General features: G+C 72.6%; 21 protein-coding genes and 1 pseudogene. 15 read left to right on the top strand and 7 right to left on the bottom strand.

All coding sequences use genetic code 11. The features are described from left to right. Positions 1-199 precede the first annotated feature (199 nt). Positions 200-1,132: a methionyl-tRNA formyltransferase gene (gene fmt / locus ACZ6AA_RS21910; RefSeq protein ID WP_468453299.1), complete on the top strand. Its 933-nt coding sequence runs from the start codon at positions 200-202 to the stop codon at positions 1,130-1,132. 102 nt (positions 1,133-1,234) lie between these two features. Continuing rightward, entirely contained in the window at positions 1,235-2,737 is a 1,503-nt protein-coding gene (locus tag ACZ6AA_RS21905; protein ID WP_468480723.1) for an RsmB/NOP family class I SAM-dependent RNA methyltransferase, read from the top strand. A 594-nt stretch (positions 2,738-3,331) separates the two neighbouring features. On the opposite strand, the pseudogene ACZ6AA_RS21900 reads toward ACZ6AA_RS21905, so the two are convergent. After that, a pseudogene (locus tag ACZ6AA_RS21900) lies at positions 3,332-3,796 on the bottom strand (NAD-dependent epimerase/dehydratase family protein); the annotation flags it as partial. A gap of 138 nt (positions 3,797-3,934) precedes the next feature. Next, complete coding sequence (locus ACZ6AA_RS21895; RefSeq protein WP_471459545.1) at positions 3,935-4,600, bottom strand: TetR/AcrR family transcriptional regulator; 666 nt, start codon at positions 4,598-4,600, stop codon at positions 3,935-3,937. Positions 4,601-4,752: 152 nt separating this feature from the next. On the opposite strand from ACZ6AA_RS21895, the gene ACZ6AA_RS21890 reads away from it, so the two are divergent. The 3 genes from ACZ6AA_RS21890 to ACZ6AA_RS21880 all read left to right on the top strand — a co-directional run bounded on the left by ACZ6AA_RS21890 (position 4,753) and on the right by ACZ6AA_RS21880 (position 6,851). Further along, entirely contained in the window at positions 4,753-5,178 is a 426-nt protein-coding gene (locus tag ACZ6AA_RS21890; protein ID WP_471459543.1) for a hypothetical protein, read from the top strand. A 117-nt stretch (positions 5,179-5,295) separates the two neighbouring features. Beyond that, a complete protein-coding gene (locus tag ACZ6AA_RS21885) occupies positions 5,296-5,703 on the top strand; it encodes a YciI family protein (protein WP_468453309.1) in 408 nt (135 codons plus the stop codon). 8 nt (positions 5,704-5,711) lie between these two features. Beyond that, positions 5,712-6,851 (top strand): RNA polymerase sigma factor, encoded by a 1,140-nt coding sequence (locus ACZ6AA_RS21880; RefSeq protein ID WP_471459541.1) that lies wholly within the window; start codon positions 5,712-5,714, stop codon positions 6,849-6,851. Between the two features lie 30 nt (positions 6,852-6,881). Here the strand turns inward: ACZ6AA_RS21880 and ACZ6AA_RS21875 are convergent, their stop codons facing one another. Continuing rightward, positions 6,882-9,029 (bottom strand): MMPL family transporter, encoded by a 2,148-nt coding sequence (locus ACZ6AA_RS21875; RefSeq protein WP_468453313.1) that lies wholly within the window; start codon positions 9,027-9,029, stop codon positions 6,882-6,884. A 163-nt stretch (positions 9,030-9,192) separates the two neighbouring features. Here ACZ6AA_RS21875 and rpe point away from each other — a divergent pair, with 163 nt between their 5' ends. The 7 genes from rpe to ACZ6AA_RS21840 all read left to right on the top strand — a co-directional run bounded on the left by rpe (position 9,193) and on the right by ACZ6AA_RS21840 (position 16,300). Then, positions 9,193-9,879 carry a ribulose-phosphate 3-epimerase gene (gene rpe, locus ACZ6AA_RS21870; RefSeq protein ID WP_468453315.1) on the top strand — a complete coding sequence of 229 codons (687 nt, stop codon included), beginning with the start codon at positions 9,193-9,195 and terminating at the stop codon, positions 9,877-9,879. Positions 9,880-10,012: 133 nt separating this feature from the next. Continuing rightward, complete coding sequence (locus ACZ6AA_RS21865) at positions 10,013-11,065, top strand: sugar-binding transcriptional regulator (RefSeq protein ID WP_030360453.1); 1,053 nt, start codon at positions 10,013-10,015, stop codon at positions 11,063-11,065. 188 nt (positions 11,066-11,253) lie between these two features. Next, entirely contained in the window at positions 11,254-11,709 is a 456-nt protein-coding gene (locus tag ACZ6AA_RS21860; RefSeq protein ID WP_468453317.1) for a guanyl-specific ribonuclease, read from the top strand. A 159-nt stretch (positions 11,710-11,868) separates the two neighbouring features. Continuing rightward, entirely contained in the window at positions 11,869-12,327 is a 459-nt protein-coding gene (locus ACZ6AA_RS21855) for a barstar family protein (protein ID WP_471459538.1), read from the top strand. Positions 12,328-12,489: 162 nt separating this feature from the next. Further along, positions 12,490-13,932: a GuaB1 family IMP dehydrogenase-related protein gene (locus ACZ6AA_RS21850; RefSeq protein WP_468453321.1), complete on the top strand. Its 1,443-nt coding sequence runs from the start codon at positions 12,490-12,492 to the stop codon at positions 13,930-13,932. Positions 13,933-14,328: 396 nt separating this feature from the next. Next, a complete protein-coding gene (locus ACZ6AA_RS21845; protein WP_468453323.1) occupies positions 14,329-15,819 on the top strand; it encodes an amino acid permease in 1,491 nt (496 codons plus the stop codon). Positions 15,820-15,844: 25 nt separating this feature from the next. After that, positions 15,845-16,300 carry an Lrp/AsnC family transcriptional regulator gene (locus ACZ6AA_RS21840; protein ID WP_030360443.1) on the top strand — a complete coding sequence of 152 codons (456 nt, stop codon included), beginning with the start codon at positions 15,845-15,847 and terminating at the stop codon, positions 16,298-16,300. A gap of 115 nt (positions 16,301-16,415) precedes the next feature. Here ACZ6AA_RS21840 and ACZ6AA_RS21835 read toward each other — a convergent pair whose 3' ends face one another. Beyond that, positions 16,416-17,081: a Repetin gene (locus tag ACZ6AA_RS21835; protein WP_471459536.1), complete on the bottom strand. Its 666-nt coding sequence runs from the start codon at positions 17,079-17,081 to the stop codon at positions 16,416-16,418. 333 nt (positions 17,082-17,414) lie between these two features. Between ACZ6AA_RS21835 and ACZ6AA_RS21830 the strand changes: the two genes are divergently transcribed. Together ACZ6AA_RS21830 and ACZ6AA_RS21825 are read left to right on the top strand one after the other, a co-directional pair. Continuing rightward, positions 17,415-18,209, top strand: a complete 795-nt coding sequence (locus ACZ6AA_RS21830; RefSeq protein WP_468453511.1) for a carbon-nitrogen hydrolase family protein — start codon at positions 17,415-17,417, stop codon at positions 18,207-18,209. A 79-nt stretch (positions 18,210-18,288) separates the two neighbouring features. Beyond that, a complete protein-coding gene (locus ACZ6AA_RS21825; RefSeq protein ID WP_471459534.1) occupies positions 18,289-19,986 on the top strand; it encodes a flavin monoamine oxidase family protein in 1,698 nt (565 codons plus the stop codon). A 21-nt stretch (positions 19,987-20,007) separates the two neighbouring features. Here the strand turns inward: ACZ6AA_RS21825 and ACZ6AA_RS21820 are convergent, their stop codons facing one another. The 3 genes from ACZ6AA_RS21820 to ACZ6AA_RS21810 form a co-directional block, all read right to left on the bottom strand. Next, a complete protein-coding gene (locus ACZ6AA_RS21820; protein WP_468453513.1) occupies positions 20,008-20,913 on the bottom strand; it encodes an LLM class F420-dependent oxidoreductase in 906 nt (301 codons plus the stop codon). Positions 20,914-21,002: 89 nt separating this feature from the next. Next, on the bottom strand, positions 21,003-21,740 hold the full coding sequence (locus ACZ6AA_RS21815) for a DUF5995 family protein (protein WP_471459532.1): 738 nt from the start codon (positions 21,738-21,740) through the stop codon (positions 21,003-21,005). A 51-nt stretch (positions 21,741-21,791) separates the two neighbouring features. Then, the gene (locus ACZ6AA_RS21810) at positions 21,792-23,207 is read right to left on the bottom strand and encodes a uracil-xanthine permease family protein (RefSeq protein ID WP_468453331.1); all 1,416 of its coding nucleotides are present in this window, start codon (positions 23,205-23,207) and stop codon (positions 21,792-21,794) included. 182 nt (positions 23,208-23,389) lie between these two features. On the opposite strand from ACZ6AA_RS21810, the gene ACZ6AA_RS21805 reads away from it, so the two are divergent. Beyond that, the gene (locus tag ACZ6AA_RS21805) at positions 23,390-24,688 is read left to right on the top strand and encodes an alginate lyase family protein (RefSeq protein WP_471459530.1); all 1,299 of its coding nucleotides are present in this window, start codon (positions 23,390-23,392) and stop codon (positions 24,686-24,688) included. Positions 24,689-24,748 lie beyond the last annotated feature (60 nt).

Raw genomic sequence — 24,748 nt, 5'->3', positions numbered from 1 at the left:
GCGGCCCGTTGTGGTCAACTTTCTCTTGACCCAACGCGCTACGTCGTGAGGGGTCACGGTCCAGGGGCGTATGCGCATATGCGCAGGGCGCACACCCATGCGTACGCCCCCGGGAAACCTCTGGGCAGGGCCCATAGACTGGTGCGTCGCCGACCACCCGAATCCGTCGCCGACCCCCAGAGAACCGAGGTACCACCCAGTGAAGCTGGTCTTCGCAGGCACCCCCGAGGTCGCCGTCCCCGCCCTGGACGCGCTGATCGCATCCGGCAGGCACGAGGTGGCCGCCGTCGTCACCCGCCCCGACGCGCCCGCGGGCCGTGGCCGCAGGCTGGTCGCGAGTCCGGTGGCCGAGCGTGCGGAGGAGGCCGGGATCGAGGTCCTGAAGCCCGCGAAGCCGCGTGACGAGGCGTTCCAGGCCCGGCTGCGGGAGATCGCGCCCGACTGCTGCCCGGTCGTCGCCTATGGCGCGCTGCTGCCGAAGTCCGCCCTGGATATCCCGGTCCACGGCTGGGTCAATCTGCACTTCTCGCTGCTGCCCGCCTGGCGGGGTGCCGCGCCGGTGCAGCACGCGATCATGGCCGGGGACGAGATCACCGGCGCCTCCACGTTCCTGATCGAGGAGGGCCTGGACTCCGGGCCGGTGTACGGCACGGTCACCGAGGAGATCCGGTCCACCGACACCAGCGGCGACCTCCTGACCCGCCTCGCCTTCGCGGGCTCCGGGCTGCTCGCCGCGACGATGGACGGCATCGAGGACGGCTCGCTGACGGCCGTGCCGCAGCCCGCCGACGGCGTCAGCCTCGCCCCGAAGATCACGGTCGAGGACGCGCACATCGACTGGTCGGCACCCGCGCTCCGGGTGGACCGCGTGGTGCGCGGCTGCACGCCCGCGCCCGGCGCGTGGACCGTGTTCCGCGGTGAGCGCCTGAAGCTGATCCAGGCCACGCCCGTCCCGGACCGCACCGACCTCGCGCCCGGTGAGATCGCCGCGGGCAAGAAGAACCTGTACGTCGGCACGGGCTCGTACGCCGTGGAGCTGCTGTGGGTCCAGGCGCAGGGCAAGAAGCCGATGGCCGCCGCCGACTGGGCGCGCGGGGTGCGGATCGCCTCCGGGGAGCGGCTCGGCGCCTGACGCCGCCCGCGAGGATGCGAGCCCGCGAGGGTGCGAGTGGGAGGCCGGGCGCGGGCGACGTACGCTGACATGGTTCGCCCCATCACCAGCAGCGGAGCACCTTTGAACGACCAGCCGAACCGGCGTCCCCGCACCCAGGGCAAGTCCGGAGGCCAGGGCAAGCCCGCCTCCCAGGGCCGCCCCGGGAACTCCGGCAAGTCCCCCAAGCCCTACCGCCGCCCGCAGAAGGACCCCGTCCGCTTCCTCGCCTTCGAGGCGCTGCGGGCCGTCGACGAGCGGGACGCGTACGCGAACCTCGTGCTGCCGCCGCTGCTGCGCAAGGCCCGTGAGCAGGAGGGGCCCGAGAAGTTCGACGCGCGGGACGCGGCGCTCGCCACGGAGCTGGTGTACGGGACGCTGCGCCGCCAGGGGACGTACGACGCGATCGTCGCGGCCTGCATCGACCGGCCGCTGCGCGAGGTCGACCCGCCCGTCCTCGACGTCCTGAACCTGGGCGTCCACCAGCTGCTCGGCACCCGCATCCCCTCGCACGCCGCCGTGTCCGCGTCGGTGGAGCTGGCGCGGGTGGTGCTCGGCGACGGGCGGGCCAAGTTCGTGAACGCGGTGCTGCGGAAGGTGGCGCGGGACGACCTCGACGGCTGGCTGGAGAAGGTCGCGCCGCCCTACGACGAGGACGCCGAGGACCACCTCGCGGTCGTGCACTCGCACCCGCGCTGGGTCGTGTCGGCGCTGTGGGACTCCCTCGGGGGCGGCCGCGCCGGGATCGAGGACCTCCTGGAGGCCGACAACGAGCGGCCCGAGGTGACCCTCGTGGCGCGGCCCGGTCGGTCCACGGCCGAGGAACTCCTCGACTCGCTCGAGGCGGATTCGGCGCTTCCGGGCCGCTGGTCGCCGTACGCCGTGCGGCTCAGCGAGGGCGGCGAGCCCGGCTCCCTCGACCTGGTGCGCGAGGGCAGGGCCGGGGTCCAGGACGAGGGCAGCCAGCTGGTCGCGCTCGCACTCGCGAACGCCCCTGTCGAGGGTTCCGACACCAAGTGGCTCGACGGCTGCGCGGGCCCCGGCGGCAAGGCCGCCATGCTCGCGGGCCTCGCCGCCGAGCGCGGGGCCGTGCTCCTCGCCGCCGAGAAGCAGCCCCACCGGGCCCGCCTCGTGGGCCAGGCCCTCGCCGGGAACCCCGGCCCCTACCAGGTCGTCGCCGCCGACGGGACCAGGCCGCCGTGGCGGCCCGGGAGCTTCGACCGGGTCCTGATGGACGTTCCCTGCACGGGACTTGGCGCGCTGCGGCGACGCCCCGAAGCGCGCTGGCGGCGGCGGCCCGATGACCTCGAAGGGTTTGCTCCGTTGCAACGCGCGCTGTTGCGCACGGCGTTGGAGTCGGTGCGGGTCGGCGGTGTCGTCGGATACGCCACGTGCTCGCCGCACCTCGCCGAGACCCGGGCCGTCGTCGACGACGTGCTCAAGCAGTGGGGGGACGCGGAGCTGGTGGACGCCCGGGACCTGATGCCCGGCGTCCCGGCGCTCGGGGACGGGCCCGATGTCCAGCTGTGGCCGCATCTGCACGGGACGGACGCGATGTATCTGGCGGTCATCCGGCGTACGGGGTGAGCCGGGGCGCGGGGGCTCAGGCGCGGCGGGTGTGCGCGGTGAGGAAGGCGTCCTCGGCCGCGTAGTCGAAGAAGGGGCGGAAGTACGGGTCGTCCGGCCTGGGCAGGATCCCCGCGGCGTCGCCGGTCCGGGCGGCGGCGGCGAGCCAGTCGATCGCGGCGGCGGCCGTCGTCGCGTAGTCCCCGGCGGGCCGGTGCCCGAGGGCTTCGGCGGCGGAGGTGTCGAGTACGGCCGGGTGCGGTGAGTCCCACGGGTGCGTCCCAGCGGGTCCGGGGCGCTCGCGTCGAGGCGGACTTCGTCCCAGACGTGCCCGAGGCGTCGGGCGATGACGCGGGAGATGGCGAGGGCGCTCGGCGCGTCGGGGTCGGCGCGGTTGAGGACGCGCGCGCCCGGCCGCACGGCGACCGTCTCGACGAGAGCGGCGATGTTGGCGGCGGCCGTCGGGTGGACGACCCCGGTGCCACGGCGGGCGAGCAGCACCGCGGCGCGTCGGTCCAGGGCGCGTTTGACGAAGACCCACTCGCGCGGGCGGGCCGCGCCCACCCCATGGACGCGGGAGGGACGCACCACGGTGACGGGCAGGCCGCTGTCCAGGGCGACTTGCTCGGCCGCGACCTTGTTGGGGCCGTAGCCCTCCCGGGAACGGTGGTCCATGTCGCCCGGGGCCACGGTGGGCCGGGTCTCCCGGACGGGGCCGTCGAAGCGGGGCGGGACGTCGGAGTTGGCGTGGTTGCCGTCGGCGTCGGCGTACACGGCCCGGCTGGAGATCAGCACTGTGGACGTGGCGTCGGCCGCCAGGGGCAGCAGGAGGCGGGCGTCGGCGGCGGTGTAGCAGAGGCAGTCGACGAGCAGGCCCGCGCCCGTGCCCGGGGCGGCCCGGAGCTGCTCCTCGTCGGCCCGGTCCGCCGCCGTGAATCCTGCGCCCATGGCGGCGATCCCGGACGGCATGCGGCGGGGGTCCCGGCCGGTGACGTCGACGGTCCACCCGGCGGTGAGCAGCCGCTGGGCGACCGCTCGGCCGATGAGGCCGGTACCGCCGAGGATCAGGGCGTGGGGCATGCGCCGAGCACAGGCGCGGCGGCCCGGGGTGATGAGTCGGGTGAGGGCAAGGCGGGGCAGGGAGAGTCGGGTCAGCGCGATTCGAGTCAGGGCGAGTCGGGTGAGGGCAAGGCGGGCGGACGCAGGCCGAGTGCTCGGCTAGGACGGCTGCTGGTCGGCCTGTGGGGCCTGCTCGGCCTGTGAGGCCTGCGCCGCGGCCCCGACCCCCGCGATCAGCACGTCCAGGCCGCCCTTGATGCGGTCCACGTCCCAGCCGCGCTCGGTGCGCTGGAAGTCGAACAGGCCCGGCGTGTACGCCATCAGGAGCAGGTCCGCCACGTAGGCGGCGTCCACGCCGGGGGCGAGCTCCGCGACCAGGTCGGCGATCTGCTCGTGGTGCCGCCGGAAGGGGGTGCTGTGATAGCGCCCCGCCGGTGCGCTCGCCTCGGCCAGGAGCAGCAACTCCCGGTTGTCGTCGACGAGTTCGGCCATGCCGTGCAGGAAGGTGCGCAGTCGTTCGTACGCAGACGGGGTCCCGTCGTCGCAGTGGCGGGCGAACGCCTCCTGGAACCGGGACTCGTTGTCCTCGATCAGCGCGTAGACGAGTCCTGCCCGGTTGTGGAAGCGCCGGTAGACCGTGCCGACCCCGACTCCGGCCTCCTTGGCCACCGCGTCCAGGGACAGCTCGGCGAAGCCGTCCGCGGTGAGCAGGCGCCGGGCGGCGTCGAGGATGCGGAGGCGGTTGCGGGCGGCGTCGGCGCGCTCGGCGCGATCCGTGCGTGCGGGGCGATCCGGGCGTGCGGCGCGATCGGCGGGGGCGGTCATGCGGAGCAGCGTAGCGGACGTAGCGGAGGCTTCTCCGGTTACCCCTTGAAAATCGGAGAACTCTCCGCTTAAAGTTGCGGCACGTCAACCGGAGAACTCTCCGCTTGTCATTCGGGGCCTCAGCACGCCCTATACACAAGGAGATCCACGCCATGACGACCCTCTCCGCACCCCTCCTCAACGGCCAGGTCATCGGCATCACGTACCACGCGATCGCCGCCGTACGGGACCGGCTCCTCGCCGGTTCGGGGCTGACCTTCCACCAGTCCGTGGCGCTCAAGGCCGTGTCCGACGGGCTCGACCGCGCCGGGGCCGTCGGCTACCTGACTGCGAAGCTCAAGATCGACGAACCGGCGGCGGGCGTCCTGCTCGACGAGCTCGCCGACGCCGGGCTGGTCGAGGGCGCTCTGCCGTCCCTCACCGACCGGGGCGACAGCGTCCAGCGCGCGTTCACGGACGCCGTGGCCGAGACGGCCGAGCGGCTGTACGGGGGTCTGCCGGAGGCCGACCGCGAGATCGTGGCCCGGGCGCTCGCGCACGTCACCACCAGGGCGAACGCCGAACTCGAGGCCCGGTAGCCGACCCGCTCGAAGACGGGGAAAAAACTTCGCGGATGATGTCGAGAAGCCGTGACCGGCTCCGTCCCTGAGGTGAACGTGACCAAAATAGGTCGCACAAGCACCGAGGAGCACACCATGGCCAAGTACCTGATGCTCAAGCACTACCGCGGCGCCCCGGAGTCCGTGAACCACGTGCCGATGGACAAGTGGACGCAGGAGGAGATCACGGCCCACGTCGCGTACATGAACGACTTCGCCGCCCGCCTGGAGGAGACCGGCGAGTACGTCGACAGCCAGGCGCTCGCCCCCGGCGGCACGTTCGTCCGGTACGACGGCGAGGGCCGCCCGCCCGTCACCGACGGCCCGTTCGCCGAGACCAAGGACCTCATCGCCGGATGGATGGTGATCGACGTCGACAGCTACGAGCGCGCCCTCGAACTGGCCGGGGAGCTGTCGGCGGCCCCGGGAGCGGGCGGGCAGCCGATCCACGAGTGGCTGGAGCTGCGCCCGTTCCTGGGCGAGTCGCCCACCGTCACGGAGTGACCCCCTCCATGAACGAGGCCCTGCTCAGGAGCCTCACGCCGAGCGTCCTCGGGATCCTCGTCCGCCGCGGAGCAGACTTCGCGGCGGCCGAGGACGCCGTGCAGGACGCCCTGGTCGAGGCGGTCCGGGTGTGGCCGGCCGACGAGCCGCGGGATCCCAAGGGCTGGCTCGTCACCGTGGCCTGGCGCAAGTTCCTCGACGCGACCCGGTCGGACACCGCCCGCCGCCGCCGTGAGGACCTCGTCGACGAGGAGCCCCCGCCCGGGCCCGCGACCGCGGTGGACGACACGCTCCAGCTCTACTTCCTGTGCGCCCACCCGTCCCTGACGCCGTCCTCCGCCGTCGCGCTCACCCTGCGCGCCGTCGGCGGCCTCACCACCCGCCAGATCGCCCAGGCCTACCTGGTGCCCGAGGCGACCATGGCGCAGCGCATCAGCCGGGCCAAGCGCACGGTCTCCGGCGTGAGGCTCGACCGGGCCGGAGACGTCGCCACCGTGCTGCGCGTCCTCTACCTGGTCTTCAACGAGGGCTACTCCGGCGACATCGACCTCGCCGCCGAGGCCATCCGGCTCACCCGGCAGCTCGCCGCCGCCATCGACCACCCCGAGGTGGCGGGACTGCTCGCCCTCATGCTGCTCCACCACGCCCGGCGCGCCTCCCGGACCACACCCGACGGGGTCCTGGTGCCGCTCGCCGAGCAGGACCGCTCCCGGTGGGACACCACGGCGATCGCCGAGGGCATCGGGATCCTCCAGGCGGCCCTCGCCCGCGACCGCCTCGGCGAGTTCCAGGCCCAGGCCGCCGTCGCCGCCCTGCACGCCGACGCGCCCACCGCCGAGGAGACCGACTGGGTGCAGATCGTCGAGTGGTACGACGAGCTGGCCCGCCTGACCGACAGCCCCGTCGTCCGGCTCAACCGCGCGGTGGCCGTCGGGGAGGCCGACGGGCCGCGCGCCGGGCTCACGGCGCTCAAGGAACTGGACGAGTCGGTCCCGCGGCACACCGCTGTGGCCGCGTACCTCCACGAGCGCGACGGCGACCTGACGACGGCGGCACGGCTGTACGCCGAGGCGGCCCACCAGGCGTCCAACCTCGCCGAGCGGGACCACCTGACGCGGCAGGCCGCCCGGCTCAACGCCCGCCGGTGAGGCCGGTTCGACGCCCGTCAGTCATGCCGGTCATTGCCGCTGGTGGGCCTCGTCGCGCGCCAGCGCGTGCGGCCACCACACCTTCGGCCCCACGTCCAGGAACAGGGACGTGACCAGGACCGAGCGGACGATGAAGGTGTCCAACAGGACGCCCAGCGCGACCGCGAAGCCGATCTCGACGAACGGCACCATCGGGATCGTGCTGAGGGCGGCGAAGGTGCCCGCGAGGACCAGACCCGCCGAGGTGATGACCGCCCCGGTCGCGGAGAGGCCGGTCAGCACGCCGGCACGGGTGCCCTGGCGGGCGGCCTCCTCGCGGATGCGGGTCGACAGGAAGATGTTGTAGTCGATGCCGAGCGCCACGAGGAAGACGAAGACGAACAGCGGGAAGTCCGTGGACTCGCCCGGGAAGTCGAAGATGTGGCGGAAGACGAGCGCACTGATGCCGAGGGCCGCCGAGAACGACAGGATCACCGTCGCGATCAGCAGCAGCGGGGCGACGACGGCGCGCAGCAGGGCGCCGAGGATGAGCAGCACCACCAGCAGGACGAGCGGGATGACCAGCTTGTCGTCGCGGACGGTCGCCTTGTCCATGTCGAGCAGCGTCGCCGTGCCGCCGCCGACGTGCGCGTCCGCGTCCGGCACGGCGTGCACCGCGTCCCGGACCCGCTCCACGGTGTCCTTGGCCGCCTTCCCGTCGGCCGGGTCGGTGAGGATCGCCTCGACCAGCACCCTGCCGTCGTGCTCGGCCTTCGTGCCCGGGGGCACCGAGACGCTGCCCTTCTGCACACCGCGGGTGTTCTGGACGGCGCTGCTGACCTCGTCGGCCTGTGCCTTGTCCGAGATGACGACCATCGGGTCGCCGGTGCCCGCGGGGAAGTAGTCGGCCTTCACCTCCTGGCCCGTGACCGAGTCCGGCTTGTCGATGAAGGAGTCCTCGTTGCTGATCCCGGCCGCGCGCAGCTGGAGCAGGCCGAGGGCGAGCGCGGCGAGCGCCAGCGACGTGACGATCCAGGTCTTGCGGGGACGGGCGGCGATCCGGCGGCCCATGCGCGCCCACAGGCCCTCGTCGGCCGGGTCGGCGCTGCCCTCGTGCGGGACCAGCGGCCAGAACAGCCAGCGGCCGCAGATCACGAGCACCGCGGGGAACAGCGACAGCATCGCGAGCACCGCCACCGCGACACCGATCGCCGCGACGGGCCCGAGCCCGCGGGTGGAGTTCATCTCGGCGGCCAGCAGCACCAGCATGCTCAGGACGACGGTCGCGCCGGACGCGAGCACGGCGGGACCCGCCCGGTGCAGGGCCAGGGCCATCGCCTCGTGCCGGTCCGCGTGGCGGCGCAGTTCCTCTCTGTACCGGGCGACGAGCAGCAGCGCGTAGTCCGTGCCCGCGCCGAAGACGAGGACGGTGAGGATGCCCGCGCTCTGGCCGTTGACGGTCAGGTCGGCGTGCTCGGCGAGCAGATAGATCAGCGCCTGCGCCGCGTACAGGGAAACGAACGCCGAGAGCAGCGGGACGAAGAGCAGGATCGGGCTGCGATAGGTGATCAGGAGGGCCACCACGACGACCGCGCCCGCCGTGAGCAGCAGCGTCGAGTCGATCTCCGCGAAGGCCTCCGACAGGGCGGCGGAGACACCGGCGGGCCCGGTGACGTACACCTCCAGGCCGTCCTCGCCCTCGCCCACCTTGTCCTTGACGTCGTCGACGGCTTCCGGCAGGTCGTTCCAGAGGTCGTTGCTCATCGTCAGCGGCACGTACACCTGCGCGGCCTGCGCCCTGGCGCCTGGCTTGTCGAAGGTCGGGCCGCGGGTCTCGTCGCCGCGGATCCAGTGCGAGCGCAGCTGCTTGACCTCGCTCACACCGTCCGCGATCCGCGACCGGTCCCGCGCGGTGAGCGGGCCGTCCTCGCGGGCGAACAGGATCACCATCGGCATGGTCTCGGGCCGGAACCCCTCGGAGGTGTCCAGGACCCGGGTGGACTCCGCGGACCGCGGCACCCAGGACGACGCCGTGTTGTCCTGCTTGTCGGCGAGTTTCGAGGCGAGCGGCGCGGCGAGCACCAGGACGATCAGCCAGAACACCAGGACCAGCCACTTGGCGCGTGGCCCACAGACCAGCCAGGCCACTCCTCGGCGTTCCTGGCGCTTGGTGTCGGACCGCGTCCCAGACCGAGACATGGGCATGGTTGTCCCCCTGCTGTCCCACGCGCTGGCGGTGGACGGACAGCATGGCACGCGCTGCGCGGGCCGGGGAGGTCGCTTTCACCCCCGGCGCGCGCCCCGCGGTGACCTTGGCGGGACCGGGGCGGGCAACCGCCGCGCGGCATGGCAGTCTTGGGGCATGGCCGTGCAGATCAACCCCAGCATCCTCTCCGCCGACTTCGCCCGCCTCGCCGAGGAGGCGCGCGCCGTTCAGGGCGCGGATTGGCTCCATGTCGACGTCATGGACAACCACTTCGTTCCGAACCTGACCCTGGGGGTGCCGGTCGTAGAGTCTTTGGCACGGGCGACGGACACGCCTCTGGACTGCCATCTGATGATGGAGGACCCCGATCGCTGGGCACCGCAGTACGTCGAAGCGGGCGCCGGATCCGTCACCTTCCACGCCGAGGCGGCCGGGGCGCCGGTGCGGCTCGCGCGCGAGATCCGCGCGAAGGGCGCCCGCGCGTCCATGGCGCTGAAGCCCGCGACGCAGATCGAGCCGTACGAGGACCTGCTGCCGGAGCTGGACATGCTCCTGATCATGACCGTCGAGCCCGGCTTCGGCGGCCAGGCCTTCCTCGACATCATGCTGCCCAAGATCCGCCGCACCCGTGAGCTCATCAGCAAGCACGGACTCGAACTGTGGCTCCAGGTCGACGGCGGCGTCTCGGCCACCACCATCGAGCGCTGCGCCGAGGCCGGTGCCGACGTCTTCGTCGCCGGATCGGCGGTGTACGGCGCGGACGACCCGGCGGAGGCGGTGCGTGCACTGCGCACCCAGGCCGAGGAGGCCACCGGGGCCGCGGGGTGGGCGTGCGCCCACTGAGGCGCGGACCGGGCACGACGGGGCAGCCGCTTGGCCAACGGCTTGGCCACGGGAACGTGAACGCGGCCCATCAGGGCTGATCAAGTACGCCGGATCTGCAAGGATGAACAGCGAATCCAGGTGTACGTATGTGGTGAACAGCAGTGAGGAGAGCGCCGTGTCGGCCATGTCGGCGGGTCGGTCAGCCATGCGGATGGGACCCGCGGAGCTGGTGCAGGCGGCGGCCATGGCCCGCCGTTTCTATCTCGAGGGCAAGTCCAAGATCCAGATCGCCGAGGAGTTCGGCGTCAGCCGCTTCAAGGTGGCGCGGGTCCTGGAGACGGCTCTCGAACGTGATCTTGTACGGATCGAGATCCGCGTGCCCGCGGAGCTGGACGCCGAGCGCTCCGACGCGCTGCGCGCCCGCTACGGCCTGCGGCACGCCGTCGTCGTCGAGTCCCCGGCGGCGACCGAGGACATCGACGACTCCCCGGACCCGGAGAACCTCGGCGAGGTCGCGGCCGGGCTCCTGGGCGAGCTGGTCAACGAGGGCGACGTGCTCGGCCTCGCCTGGGGGCGCTCGACCATCAACATGGCGGCGGCGCTCGACGCGCTGCCGCCCTGCACGGTCGTGCAGCTGACGGGCGTGTACGACGCCGGGACCGCCGAGCGCGGCTCGGTGGAGGCGGTCCGGCGGGCCGCGCAGGTCTCCGGGGGCGACGCCCACCCGATCTACGCCCCGATGCTCCTCCCGGACGCGGCGACCGCCGCCGCGCTGCGCCACCAGACCGGGATCGCGCGGGCCTTCGAGTACTTCGACAAGGTCACCGTCGCAGCGGTGTCCATCGGCTCCTGGGAGCCCGGCATCTCCACGGTCCACGACATGCTCACCGACGAGGAGCGCGCGCACTACGCCTCGCTCGGCGTCGCCGCGGAGATGTCGGCGCACCTCTTCGACGCGGAGGGCCGCAGGGTCGGCCGCGACCTCGGCGAGCGCTGCATCACCGTCGAGGCGGACCGGCTGCGCCGCATCCCCGAGGTCGTTGCGATCGCCGGGGGCCAGCGCAAGGCGGCCGCGATCGACGCGGTGCTCCGCTCCGGCCTGGTCACGAGCCTCGTCACGGACACGGCGGCGGCGGACCAGCTCCTGGTCGCCGGTTCGGCACCGCGGCCGGCCCTCGACCGGGCGGATCCGGACGGGGAGTAGCGCGGGGCCCGCGCGGCGCGTGAGGTGTACGGCGCACGTGGGGCGTGCGGGGCGGAGCGGCCGGGGGGCCGGGGGACGGGGACGGTCGGATACCGGCGCGGCAGCCGGGGTCCGACGGTGGGAGTGGTGACCGACGACGCGTGGACGTCGGCGCGCGCCGGTGCGCGGAAGCTGGCAGCATCGGCCTCATGATCTTCCGGGCCTCCGGCCACCTGCGGAGAGCGCTCCTGAGCGCGCTGCTGATCTGTCTCGCGGTGCTGCTCGCGGGCTGCGGTACGGAGGGGAGCGACACCCCCGACCGGCAGAGCGCCGCCGACCGGCGGAGCAGCCCGGGCGCCGTGGCCGAGACCCCCGCGTGGGCGCGCGGCATGGCGACCGTCGAGGCCGCCCGCCTCCCCGCCGAGGCACGACGGACGCTGCGCCTCATCGACGACGGCGGTCCCTTCCCGTACGAGAAGGACGGCACCGTCTTCGGCAACTTCGAGGGCGAACTGCCCCGGCACGCACGCGGCTACTACCGCGAGTACACCGTCCCCACCCCCGGCGCCCGCACCCGCGGCGCCCGCCGCATCGTGACCGGCCGCGAGCACGAGACGTACTACACGGACGACCACTACGCGTCGTTCAGGGCGGTGCTGAGATGACGGCGGCGGAGACGACGGCGGCGGAGACGGCGGCGGCGGTACGGGGATGGGACGGCGCGGTCCGGGAAGGCGGGGTGGCACGGTGACGACGGTGGCGGGAGTGCTGGGCGTGGTGGATGTGGCGGGTCCGGCGGGCGCGATGAGGGAGGCGAGGGCGTGATGGCGGGTGAGGACGCGGAGCGGGTCCACGCGGACGGCGTGGAAGGGCGGGACGCGGGCACGCGGGGCGTCGACGGAGAGGGCGGGGGCGAGTCGCTCGGGCCCGTGCCCGCGTCGGTGCTCGACGCCGTGCGCGGCAGTGGCTGGGCCACGCTCGCGCTCGACCTGACCGGCGTGCTCGACAAGAACGCCTTCATGGACCGGTGCGCGCAGGCGCTGACGCTGCCGGACTGGTTCGGCCGCAACTGGGACGCGCTCGCGGACTGTCTCACCGACCTGTCCTGGACGACCGAAGCGCCGGGGCGGCTGCTCGTCGTCTCCGGGTGGCGGGAGTACGCCGAGGCGGCGCCGGGCGACTGGGCCGTCGCGCAGGAGGTGTTCGCCGACGCGGTCACGTACTGGCAGGGGCGGGAGCGGGGACTTGAGGTCGTGCTGGTCGTGGGGCCGCTCTCGGGCTGAGGCGGAGCGCGCCCGCTTGGAGGATCCGACCAGGGGGTTCGGGGGCGTCTGGGTGATCGTCTCAGGCGGCGCAATCCCCGCGGCATGGGACAATGAAGTACGTGCTTTTCCCCCGGCTGTCCTGTTCGGGGGCCACCTCTGATCGACTGGGATGAGCAGCACGTGCGTTTCCTCAATGACATCCAGCCCGCGTACGACCTGACGTACGACGACGTCTTCATGGTGCCGAGGCGCTCCGCCGTGGGCTCGCGCCAGGGCGTCGACCTCACGTCGCCGGACGGCACGGGCACCACGATCCCGCTGGTCGTCGCCAACATGACCGCGATCGCGGGCCGCCGCATGGCCGAGACCGTCGCCCGCCGCGGCGGCCTCGTCGTCATTCCGCAGGACATCCCGATCGACGTCGTCACCGAGGTCATCTCCTGGGTGAAGACGCGCCACCACGTGCTCGACACCCCCATCGTGCTGGCCCCCACGCAGACCGTCGCGGACGCCCTCGCGCTGCTGCCCAAGCGGGCGCACAACGCGGGCGTCGTGGTGGACGCGGACCACAAGCCGGTCGGCGTGGTCACCGACGCCGACCTCAGCGGCGTCGACCGCTTCACGCAGCTGTCCGAGGTCATGTCCAAGGACCTGCTGCTGCTCGACGCGGACATCGACCCGCGCGACGCCTTCAACAAGCTGGACGGCGCCAACCGCCGCTACGCGCCCGCGGTCGACAAGGAAGGCCGCCTCGCGGGCATCCTCACCCGCACCGGCGCCCTGCGCGCGACGCTGTACACCCCGGCCGTGGACGCGAACGGCAAGCTCCGCGTCGCCGCCGCCGTCGGCATCAACGGCGACGTGGCGGGCAAGGCCAAGCAGCTCCTCGACGCGGGCGTCGACACGCTCGTCGTGGACACCGCGCACGGTCACCAGGAGTCGATGATCGCCGCGGTCAAGGCCGTGCGCGCGCTCGACCCGCGGGTGCCGATCGTCGCGGGCAACATCGTCGCCGCCGAGGGCGTGCGGGACCTGATCGAGGCGGGCGCCGACATCATCAAGGTCGGCGTCGGCCCCGGCGCCATGTGCACCACCCGGATGATGACCGGCGTGGGCCGCCCGCAGTTCTCCGCGGTGCTCGAATGCGCCGCCGAGGCCGCGAAGTTCGGCAAGCACGTGTGGGCCGACGGTGGCGTCCGGCACCCGCGCGACGTCGCCATGGCGCTGGCCGCCGGTGCGTCGAACGTCATGATCGGCTCCTGGTTCGCGGGCACCTACGAGTCCCCGGGCGACCTCCAGCAGGATGCCAACGGGCGGCTGTACAAGGAGTCGTTCGGCATGGCATCGGCCCGCGCCGTGCGCAACCGCACCAGCGAGGAGTCGGCCTACGACCGCGCCCGCAAGGCGCTGTTCGAGGAGGGCATCTCCACCTCCCGCATGTTCCTCGACCCGGCCCGCCCGGGCGTCGAGGACCTGATCGACTCGGTCATCGCGGGCGTCCGCTCCTCCTGCACCTACGCGGGCGCCGCGTCCCTCGCGGAGTTCGCCGAGAAGGCCACCGTCGGCATCCAGAGCGCCGCCGGATACGCCGAGGGCAAGCCGCTGCACGCCAGTTGGAGCTAGTCGCCGCGCCGTGCCGGTCCGGCTCCCGTCCGCGGGTTGACGGGGGCTGGTCGCGCAGTTCCCCGCGCCCCTGAAGAACGGCGGGCCGCACCCCTTCGTGGGTGCGGCCCGCCGTTCTTCGTTCCCTGCGAATTCCCTCCGAATCACCTCCGGAATTCCCTCCGAACGCAACGGACGAAACGGACGGCGCAACGAACACGCGCATCGCCGCGCCGCACGCAACGATCTTGTGCCGATGCGCAACGTTGCTGCATTACGGTCGGGAACCGGCGCCTCGTAGAGTCGGGCGCTGTACGTGGCGTGGCGGGGACTGCCTGCTCGGTGGCTCCCGTTCTTCGCTTGTGGGCTGCCGTGGCTTCCTGCCACCTCTACCGGCAGCGATGAAGGAGCCAGCGCGTGCTCGACCAGGGCGCACCCCCGCAGACCCACCAAGGCCCCAAGGGCCCGGTGGGTCTCGGCACTCGACTGATGCGGCGCAAGCCGGTGGAACGCCTGGTCGCGGAGGGCGGCCAGGGTGAGGGCGGCTCGCTGCGGCGCACCCTCGGCATGTGGCAGCTGACCATGATCAGCATCGGTGCGACACTCGGCACCGGCATCTTCGTGGTGCTCGGCGAGAGCGTCCCCAAGGCCGGTCCGGCCGTGACGGTCTCCTTCGTGATCGCCGGTCTCACCGCCCTCTTCTCGGCCCTCTCGTACGCGGAGCTGGCCGGCACCATCCCCGTCGCCGGATCCTCGTACTCGTACGCGTACGCAACCATGGGCGAGCTCGTCGCCTGGGTGTGCGGCTGGTGCCTGGTCCTCGAGTACGGCGTGTCGGTCGCGGCCGTCGCCGTCGGCTGGGGCGAGTACCTGAACGAGCTGCTCGACGGGACCATCGGCGTCACCATCCCGGACGCGCTGTCCGCGGCGCCCGGTGAGGTCGACGGCGCGATCATCAACCTGCCCGGCCTGATCGTCGTGCTGCTGGCCATGGTGTTCCTGCTCGGTGGCGCCAAGGAGTCCGCGCGCGCCAACACGATCATGGTCATCGTGAAGATCGCGGCCCTCGTGCTCTTCTGCGCCGTCGGCTTCACCGGCTTCAAGTCCGGCAACTACTCCGACTTCATGCCCCTCGGCGTCGCCGGGGTCAGCGCCGCCGGAGCGAGCCTCTTCTTCTCCTACATCGGCTTCGACGCCGCCTCCACCGCCGGTGAGGAGGCCAAGAACCCGCAGCGCGACCTGCCGCGCGCGATCATGCTCTCGCTGATCATCGTCACCGCGCTCTACGTCCTGGTCGCCGCCGTCGCCGTCGGCGCCTGGAACTGGAAGGACTTCGAGGGCTCCGAGGCGTCGCTGACCGCGATCATGAACGACGTCACCGGTCAGACCGTCTGGGGCACGCTGCTCGCCGCGGGCGCCGTCATCTCCATCGCCAGCGTCGTCCTGACCGTCCTCTACGGTCAGACCCGCGTGCTCTTCGCGATGTCCCGCGACGGCCTCGTGCCCAAGAAGTTCGCCAAGGTCAGCGGCAAGACCGGCACGCCCCGCGTGAACACCGTCATCGTGTCCCTCTTCTGCGGCGCGCTCGCCTCCGTGATCCCGCTCGGCAAGCTCGTCGACGCCACCAGCATCGGCACGCTCTTCGCCTTCGGCCTGGTCAACATCGCCGTGATCGTGCTGCGCCGCACCCGGCCCGACATGAACCGCACGTTCCGGGTGCCCTTCGGCTGGCTCTTCCCGGTGCTCGGCTTCGGCTTCTGCGCGTACAACATGTTCAACCTCGACTCGGTCACCTGGGTCGTCTTCGGTGTCTGGATGGCCGTCGGCCTCGTGTTCTACTTCCTGTACGGGATGCGCCGCTCCCGTCTGGAGACCGCCGAGACCCCCGAGGTCCCCGCGGTGAAGTGACACGCAGAGAAGTGAACGACCCCCTGTGCGACTGAACGATCTCGACGAACGCATCGTGCACGCCCTCGCCGAGGACGCCCGCCGCTCCTACGCCGACATCGGCCAGCTCGTCGGCCTGTCCGCGCCCGCCGTCAAACGGCGCGTGGACAGGCTGCGGGCCACCGGAGCCATCACCGGATTCACGGTCCGCGTCGACCCGGCCGCGCTCGGCTGGGAGACCGAGGGGTTCATCGAGATCTACTGCCGCCGGAACACCTCGCCCGAGGCGATCCAGCGGGGGCTCGAGCGGTACCCGGAGATCGCGTCCGCCTCCACCGTCACCGGTGAGGCGGACGCGATCGTCCAGGTCTTCGCCGCGGACATGCGGCATTTCGAGCGGGTCCTTGAGCGGATCGCGGGGGAGCCGTTCGTGGAGCGCACCAAGTCGGTGCTGGTGCTCTCGCCCCTGATGCGGCGCTTCTCCTCGGGGTCTCCCGCCTAGTTCTCCGGCCGCGGACACGCTGTGGCCGGTCGCGCGGTTCCCCGCGCCCCTTCGGGGCGCTGCACCCAAGGGGCACGGGCCGCCCCACCCCCGTGCGGGCAGCCCGCGCCCCGGCTCAGCGGGCCTCGGGGTACGGCGGGTGCCACGGGGTCACGTGGAAGTCGCCCGTGCCCTTCTTGACCACCTCGAAGGGGGCGGCGCTGTTGCACCGCGGCAGCTTCTTGTCGCCGGTGGGGCCGCCCGTCGCGCCCCAGCTGTAGCCGAGGCGGTCCAGCTTGCCCGGGCCCTTGTCGTGGACGCTGAAGCCGACGCGGCCGCCCTTCACCTTCTCCATCAGGCCGTCGCTGGTCTCGGTGATGATGCCGGTCGCGGACGCCACCTTGCCGCCCGTCACCAGGCAGTCGATCCGGCCCTTGGCCCAGCCTCCCCTGCCGCCCGGCTTGTCCAGGTGCACGAACTTGAAGGTGCCGGTGGCCTTGCGCGGGTCGCCGTTGTACCGCTTGGCCAGATGCGCGTCGAACGTGAACGTCACGTCCTCGGTGGTCTTGCGGAACATCTTGGCCCTGCCGGTCAGCGCGGCCGCCTCGCGGGGCTTGGCCTCGGCCGCCGCCGAGCCCTTCGCGGCGGGCGCGGGGTGCGCGGCGTCCTGCGCGCCGACCCGCTGCCCGGGGCGCGTCACGTCCTCGCCGGATGCCACGGCGACGCCCGCCGCGCCCGCGGTGAGCAGGAGCGCGGCGCCCAGGACGGCGACACGGGTGGGGGTGAAGGCGTTGCGGCTCACGGGGAGCCTCCGTTCGTTCAGGCTGTTCTCCCGGCGTTTCCGGGTGAGATCACGATCCCGTGGCAGGGGGGTCGGCGGCGTCCGGCCACGGGCTGCTCTGTCCTTCCGCCGCGCGGGGGAGGGCGCGCGGCGCGGGGTGCGCCCGCAGGTGGACACGCCGCCCCGCGCGGCACGCAACGAATCGCCGCCTCCGCCGCCACACGCGCAACAAATCGCCCAGAGGGGTGCAACGGTCGCGCCTTGCCCGGTCACGGCCGCGGAACGTACCGTCTTTGCGAACCCCTGACGCCCGCCCGTCTCCCTACGCACGCCCCGAGGTCAGCCATGTCGCCGCTGCGCACAGCCCTGCTCCAGAGCTCGGGACGTCCCGGCTCGGTAGCCGCCAACCTCAAGGTCCTGGACGAGGCCGCGGAGCGGGCCGCGGCGGCCGGGGCCCGGCTGCTCGTGACCTCCGAGATGTTCCTGACCGGGTACGCGATCGGCGACGACGTGCCCCGCCTCGCCGAGCCCGCCGACGGCGACGCGGCGGACGCGGTGGCCGACATCGCCGTACGCCACGGCCTCGCCGTCGCCTACGGCTACCCGGAGCGCGCCGACGCCGACGTCTTCAACGCCGTCCAGCTCATCGGCGCGGACGGCACCCGCCTCGCGAACTACCGCAAGACCCACCTCTTCGGCTGCTTCGAGCGCGACCACTTCACGCCCGGCGAGCAGGCCGTCGTCCAGGCCGACCTCGACGGCCTCCGGATCGGCCTGATGATCTGCTACGACGTGGAGTTCCCGGAGAACGTGCGGGCCCACGCCCTCGCGGGCACGGACCTGCTGCTCGTCCCGACCGCGCAGATGCACCCGTTCCAGTTCGTCGCCGAGTCCGTCGTGCCGGTGCGCGCCTTCGAGAACCAGATGTACGTCGCGTACGTCAACCGCGTCGGCCCCGAGGGCGAGTTCGAGTTCGTCGGCCTGTCCACGCTCGCCGGTCCCGACGGGATCGCCCGGGCGCGCGCCGGGCGCGGCGAGGAGCTGGTGCTCGCCGACGCCGACCCCGCCTTCCTCGCCGCGTCCCGCGAGGCCAACCCCTATCTGAGCGACCGCCGCCCCGGCCTGTACGGACCCCTCGTCCAGGCCTGACCGCACCGGCCCCGACCGGCCGCCGAGGGCGACGCCCCGCCCGCACCACCTTTCCGTACTGTGCAAGGAGTCCGTACCCATGACGTCCACGGTGCCCACCGCCGTCCAGCACACCGACGCCCAGCCGCCCATCACCATGTTCGGGCCGGACTTCCCCTACGCGTACGACGACTTCCTCGCGCACCCCGCGGGCCTCGGCCAGATACCCGCGACCGAGCACGGCGCCGAAGTCGCCGTCATCGGCGGCGGCCTCTCCGGCATCGTGGCCGCGTACGAACTGATGAAGATGGGCCTCAAGCCCGTCGTCTACGAGGCCGACCAGATCGGCGGGCGGCTGCGCACCGTCGGCTTCGAGGGCACCGGCACGGACGAGCTGACCGCCGAGATGGGCGCGATGCGCTTCCCGCCGTCCTCGACGGCGCTCCAGCACTACATCGACCTGGTGGGCCTGGAGACCAAGGCGTTCCCCAACCCGCTCGCCGAGGCGACCCCCTCGACGGTCGTGGACCTCAAGGGCGAGTCGCACTACGCCACCACCGTCGACGACCTGCCGCAGGTCTACCGCGACGTGATGCACGCCTGGAACGCCTGTCTGGAGGAGGGCGCGGACTTCTCCGACATGAACCGTGCCCTGCGCGAGCGCGATGTGCCCAAGATCCGGGAGATCTGGTCGAAGCTCGTCGAGAAGCTCGACAACCAGACCTTCTACGGCTTCCTCTGCGAGTCCGAGGCCTTCAAGTCCTTCCGGCACCGCGAGATCTTCGGCCAGGTCGGCTTCGGCACCGGCGGCTGGGACACCGACTTCCCGAACTCCATCCTGGAGATCCTGCGCGTCGTCTACACCGAGGCCGACGACCACCACCGCGGCATCGTCGGCGGCTCCCAGCAGCTCCCGCTGCGCCTGTGGGAACGCGAGCCGCAGAAGATCGTGCACTGGCCGCTCGGCACGTCCCTGAGCGCGCTGCACGAGGGCGGCGAGCCCAAGCCCGCCGTCACCCGGCTGCACCGCACCGCGGGCAACCGCGTCACGGTCACCGACGCCTCCGGCGACATCCGCACCTACCGGGCGGCGATCTTCACCGCCCAGTCCTGGCTGCTGCTCTCCAAGATCGAGTGCGACGACTCGCTGTTCCCCATCGACCACTGGACGGCGATGGAGCGGACCCACTACATGGAGAGCTCGAAGCTCTTCGTGCCGGTGGACCGGCCGTTCTGGCTGGACAAGGACGAGCAGACCGGCCGTGACGTCATGTCGATGACGCTCACCGACCGCATGACGCGCGGCACCTACCTGCTCGACGACGGCCCGGACAAGCCCGCCGTCATCTGCCTCTCCTACACCTGGTGCGACGACAGCCTGAAGTGGCTGCCGCTGTCGGCGAACGAGCGCATGGAGGTCATGCTCAAGTCGCTCGGCGAGATCTACCCGAAGGTCGACATCAGAAAGCACATCATCGGCAACCCGGTGACCGTGTCCTGGGAGAACGAGCCCTACTTCATGGGCGCCTTCAAGGCCAACCTGCCGGGCCACTACCGCTACCAGCGGCGCCTGTTCACCCACTTCATGCAGGAGCACCTGCCGGCGGACAAGCGCGGCATCTTCCTCGCGGGCGACGACATCTCCTGGACGGCCGGCTGGGCCGAGGGCGCCATCCAGACCGCCCTCAACGCCGTGTGGGGCGTCATGCACCAGTTCGGCGGCGCCACCGACGCGACCAACCCCGGCCCCGGTGACCTGTACGACGAGATCGCGCCGGTGGAACTGCCGGAGGACTGACCGCGAGGCCGAGGGAAGCCCTCAGAGCCCGGCCTCCCTGGCCGCCGCGTGCACCGCGGCGGCCACGTCGGTCAGCTCCCGCGCGTCCCGGGCGCTCGCCTGGAGGTCGACGAGGATCTCCTCCACCCCGGCCTCGGCGTGTGCCACCAGGTCCTCGGCGATCTGCTCGGCGTCGCCGAGGAAGGGGGCGCGGTCGGGGCCGTCGTACGGCTTCGGCGTGTAGCGCGCGTTCGCCCGCAGAACGCTCTGGATCGGGGCCGTGCGGCCACGCTCGGCGGCCAGGTCCGTGAGCCGCCGCCACTCCTCGGCGAGGCGCGCGGGGCCCGCGGCGCCCGGCATCCAGCCGTCGGCGCGGTCCACGAGCCTGCGGGCGGAGCGGGGGCTGTTGGCGGGCAGCAGGACCGGGATCGGGCGGGCCGGTTTCGGACCCACCTCGGACGGGGCGATCGTCGTCAGTGTCCCCTCGGGCCCTTCGTACGCGACCGGGTCCGGGCCCCACACGGCCCGGCACACGTCGAGCGTCTCGTCGAGGACCGCGCCGCGCCGCTCGTACGGCGCGACCGACGCCGCCGCGTACTCGTCGAGGGACCAGCCCGTGCCGAGGCCCGCGACCACCCGGCCGCCGCTCGCCGCGTCCAACGAGGCCAGGGAGCGGGCCAGTTGGAAGGGCACGTGCAGGGGCGCCACCAGGACGCTGGTGCCGAGGCGCACCCGCTCGGTGACGGCGGCGGCGAGCGTGAGCGTGACCAGGGGGTCGGCGACCGAGCGGTAGGTGTCCGGCCAGGGCCTGCCCGGGATGCCCCACAGGCCCTGGGTCGGGGGATCGGGGAACAGGACGCGCTCGAAGACCCAGAGGCTGTCGAACCCGGTCTCTTCGGCGGCGCGCGCCACCCGCGGGACATCGCGTCCGATGGTGAAGTGCTTCATCTGCGGCAGGCCGAGGCCGAGTCGGCAAGAGGGCACGACAGCTCCTGGAGGTCCGGGACGGGTCCCGCACACGCTAGCCCGCCGCGGGATCAGTCCGGCAGAGGCGTGAGCAGCATCCGGCCCACAAGCCCCACCGTGTCGTCCAGGCGGGCCCGCATCTCCTCCGCCACGCCCGGGAAGTCGCGCAGGGCCCACAGGGCGCGCGCCGCCGACCAGGCCCCGTCGCGGGCGCGGTCAAGGCTCCAGGAGCCGAGCAGGTGGGTGAGGGGGTCGGCGACCTGGAAGAGGTCGGGGCCCGGCATCAGGTCCTCGCGGATGCGTTCCTCCAGCGAGACCAGGATGTCGCCCACGCGGTCGAACTCGTCCTCCAGGTCGGTCGGCGCGCAGCCCAGGCCGTGGCAGGTGTCCACGACGGCGAGGGCCAGGTCGTGGCCGATGTGGGCGTTGATGCCCGCGAGCGCGAACTGCAGGCCGCGCACGCCGGGGTGGCGGCGCAACTGGAACAGGGGGCGCCAGCAGGCGGGCGGGTACCCGTCGGCCGCGGCGGTGTCCACGGCCCGCAGATAGCGCTCGGCGAACCGGACGTCGAGGGTGACCGCCGCCCTGACGTCGGGGAACCCGCCCGCCGCGACGCTCCGGCCGACCTCCTGGGTGACCGCCAGATACACGCGGTTGAAGACGGCGACACCGTCGCGGCGCGGCCACGTGGCGTCGAGGGCGCGCATCCGCGCGAGGACGCCGTCGACGCCGCCCTCGGTGAGGCGGCCGGTTCCGTTGTCCACGCGCACGGGGTGGGTGCGCTCGGCGATCCGCTCGGACTGGGCCATGGGGGCAGGGTCCCAGCCCCGGCGCGGCACCCGGGCGCGCCGGGCTCGCGCTTACCCAGAACGAGGGAACCCGTCCGAGTCCTTGTGCGTGTCGTCCGCGTCGTCGTACGTGGACGTGCCCGAATCCAGCAGCGGTTCCTGGGACTTGAGGTGGGCGGGGGCGAACGCCCGCAGCACGTGGTAGCCGGTGATGACGACGATCGTGCCGAGCGCGATGCCGCTGAGCGAGAAGTTGTCGGTGAACTTCAGCGAGACGTTGCCGACGCCGATGATGATGCCCGCGGCGGCCGGGACCAGGTTCAGCGGATTGCGCAGGTCCACGTCGGCGTTGATCCAGATCTGCGCGCCGAGCAGCCCGATCATGCCGTACAGGATGACGGTGATGCCGCCGAGGACGCCGCCGGGGATCGCGGCCACGACCGCGCCGAACTTCGGGCACAGGCCGAAGAGCAGGGCGAAGGCGGCGGCCGCCCAGTACGCGGCGGTGGAGTAGACGCGGGTCGCGGCCATCACGCCGATGTTCTCGGAGTACGTGGTGTTGGGCGGGCCGCCGACCGCGGTGGAGAGCACGGACGCGGCGCCGTCGGCGGAGATCGCGGTGCCGAGCTTGTCGTCCAGGGAGTCGCCGGTCATCTCGCCGACGGCCTTGACGTGTCCGGCGTTCTCGGCGACCAGGGCGATCACGACGGGCAGCGCCACCAGGATCGCCGACCACTCGAAGCTCGGCCCGTGGAAGGACGGCAGGCCGATCCAGTCCGCGTTCCCGACGGCCGACAGATCGAGGCGCCAGTGGTCGGTGACCTGGCCGGAGCCGTCCTGCGAGTGGATCTTGCCGAAGACGGAGTCGAGCACCCAGGACAGCGCGTACCCGAAGATCAGGCCCAGGAAGATCGCGACGCGCGACCAGAATCCGCGCAGGCACACCACGGCCAGACCGGTGAACAGCATCACGCACAGCGCGGTCCACTGGTCCTGCGGCCAGTAGGTCGCGGCCGTGACCGGCGCCAGGTTGAAGCCGATCAGCATCACCACCGCGCCCGTGACGATCGGCGGCATCGCGGCGTGGATGATCCGCGCGCCGAACCGCTGCACCGCGAGCCCCACGACGAACAGCGCCGCGCCGACCACGAGCACCGCGCCCGTGACCGTCGCGCTCGACCCGCCCTGCGCCCGGATCACCGCGGCCACGCCCACGAAGGACAGGGAGCAGCCGAGGTAGCTGGGCACCCGGCCGCGCGTGGCGAGCAGGAAGATGACCGTCGCGACGCCCGACATCATGATCGCGAGGTTCGGGTCGAGGCCCATCAGGACCGGCGCGACGAACGACGCCCCGAACATCGCGACCACGTGCTGGGCGCCGAGCCCGAAGGTGCGGGGCCAGGAGAGTCGTTCATCGGGGCGGACGACGGCTCCGGGCGCGGGGGTGCGCCCGTCGCCGTGCAGTCTCCAGCGCACGCCGAGATCCATGGTGAGTTCGCTTTCTGTGCGCGGGGACGAGCCGTGTCGTCGCAGGGACGGGCCGTGTCGTCATGTCGACGATCAGCGTCGACATGTTAGTGCGACGTAAGGGTGGCTCCTTTCCGGCGCGCTTCCGGTACGTTGGCATGGCCAAGTCACTGAACAGAGTTCACATATCTGATGGGAGCGTGATGAGCGCCCGTACCCGCATAGGCGCCCTGTTCACCGCCACGGCCGCCGTCGCCGCCGTCCTGGTGACGGCACTGCCCGCGACTCCGGCTCAAGGCCCGCCTCCGGTGGCCGCGGCCGCGAAGCCCAAGGTCCCCGACACCGCCGTCCTGGACGGCGAGCGCCTGGCCGACGCCAAGCGGCGGCTCGACCGGGGCGACCCGCGACTCCGCGAGGCCCTGGGCCATCTGACGGCGCGCGCGGACAAGTGGCTCGGCAAGGGCCCCTGGACGGTCGTCGACAAGCCGAAGCCCGCACCGAGCGGCGACCCCCACGACTACCTGAGCCAGGCCCCCTACTGGTGGCCGACCAGGCCGAAGACCCCCGACAACCCCTGGGGCTGCCCGTACGAGCAGCGCGACGGCGAGCGCAACCCGGAGGTCGACACCGGCACCGACCGCCGCGACGTGGAGAACGTCTTCGACTCGGCCTACGAGCTGTCCCTCGCCTGGTACTACACGGGCGACAGGAAGTACGCCGAGCACGCCGCGAAGGTCCTGCGCACCTGGTTCCTCGACCCGGCGACGCGGATGAACCCGCACCTGAACCACGGGCAGTTCATCCCCTGCAAGTACGACGGCCGCGCCATCGGCATCATCGACTTCTCGCAGTCGTACACCTCCGTCGTCGACGCCCTCGCGATCCTCGGCACGGGCGCGCCGGGCTGGACCTCCTCGGACCGCACGAAGATGCGCTCCTGGACCAAGAGCTTCCAGAAGTGGCTGGTGGACAGCCAGTTCGGCAAGGACGAGGCCGCCGCGAAGAACAACCACGGCACCTTCTACGACATGCAGCTCGCCGCCCTCGCGTACGCCAACGGCGACAGGGCGCTGGCCCGCAGGACCGTCCTGAACGCCCGCGCCCGGCGCATCGACCCACAGATCGCCGCCGACGGCAGCCAGCCGCAGGAGCTCACCCGCACCCGCAGCTGGCACTACTCGACGTTCGACCTGGTGGCGTACACGCGCCTCGCCGACATCGGCAGGCACGTGGGCGTGGACCTGTGGGCGTACCGGGGCCCGGACGGGCAGAGCCTCGTCAAGGCGGTCGACTATCTGCTCCCGGCCGCGACCGGCGCGGCGAAGTGGCCGCATCCGGAGCTGGAGTTCCTGCGGTACGCGGCGAGCGACGTCGTGCGCGCGGCCGCCGACGCGGGGTCGGCCACCGCGAAGGCCGCCGTGCCGAAGCTGGAGCGGCCGCCCGGCGGGGACCTGTGGGAGCTGCGTCCGGCGGCCGAGCAGCTGGACTCGATCGCGGGGTGAGGTGCGGGGGCCGCGGGGTGTCCCCGGGCGGGAGCGTCGACTCCCGCGCGGGGGCGGCCC

The organism is Streptomyces sp. NPDC040610 (assembly GCF_055594065.1).
This window is presented reverse-complemented; position numbering and strand designations above follow the sequence as displayed.

Bases quoted from the DNA above. Each gene is read 5' to 3' on its own strand.
- ACZ6AA_RS21895 (WP_471459545.1), bottom strand. From the start codon at position 4,600: ATGACCGCCCCCGCCGATCGCGCCGCACGCCCGGATCGCCCCGCACGC.
- ACZ6AA_RS21890 (WP_471459543.1), top strand. From the start codon at position 4,753: ATGACGACCCTCTCCGCACCCCTCCTCAACGGCCAGGTCATCGGCATC.
- ACZ6AA_RS21885 (WP_468453309.1), top strand. From the start codon at position 5,296: ATGGCCAAGTACCTGATGCTCAAGCACTACCGCGGCGCCCCGGAGTCC.
- ACZ6AA_RS21880 (WP_471459541.1), top strand. From the start codon at position 5,712: ATGAACGAGGCCCTGCTCAGGAGCCTCACGCCGAGCGTCCTCGGGATC.
- ACZ6AA_RS21875 (WP_468453313.1), bottom strand. From the start codon at position 9,029: ATGTCTCGGTCTGGGACGCGGTCCGACACCAAGCGCCAGGAACGCCGA.
- rpe (WP_468453315.1), top strand. From the start codon at position 9,193: ATGGCCGTGCAGATCAACCCCAGCATCCTCTCCGCCGACTTCGCCCGC.
- ACZ6AA_RS21860 (WP_468453317.1), top strand. From the start codon at position 11,254: ATGATCTTCCGGGCCTCCGGCCACCTGCGGAGAGCGCTCCTGAGCGCG.
- ACZ6AA_RS21855 (WP_471459538.1), top strand. From the start codon at position 11,869: ATGGCGGGTGAGGACGCGGAGCGGGTCCACGCGGACGGCGTGGAAGGG.
- ACZ6AA_RS21825 (WP_471459534.1), top strand. From the start codon at position 18,289: ATGACGTCCACGGTGCCCACCGCCGTCCAGCACACCGACGCCCAGCCG.
- ACZ6AA_RS21820 (WP_468453513.1), bottom strand. From the start codon at position 20,913: ATGAAGCACTTCACCATCGGACGCGATGTCCCGCGGGTGGCGCGCGCC.
- ACZ6AA_RS21815 (WP_471459532.1), bottom strand. From the start codon at position 21,740: ATGGCCCAGTCCGAGCGGATCGCCGAGCGCACCCACCCCGTGCGCGTG.
- ACZ6AA_RS21810 (WP_468453331.1), bottom strand. From the start codon at position 23,207: ATGGATCTCGGCGTGCGCTGGAGACTGCACGGCGACGGGCGCACCCCC.
- ACZ6AA_RS21805 (WP_471459530.1), top strand. From the start codon at position 23,390: ATGAGCGCCCGTACCCGCATAGGCGCCCTGTTCACCGCCACGGCCGCC.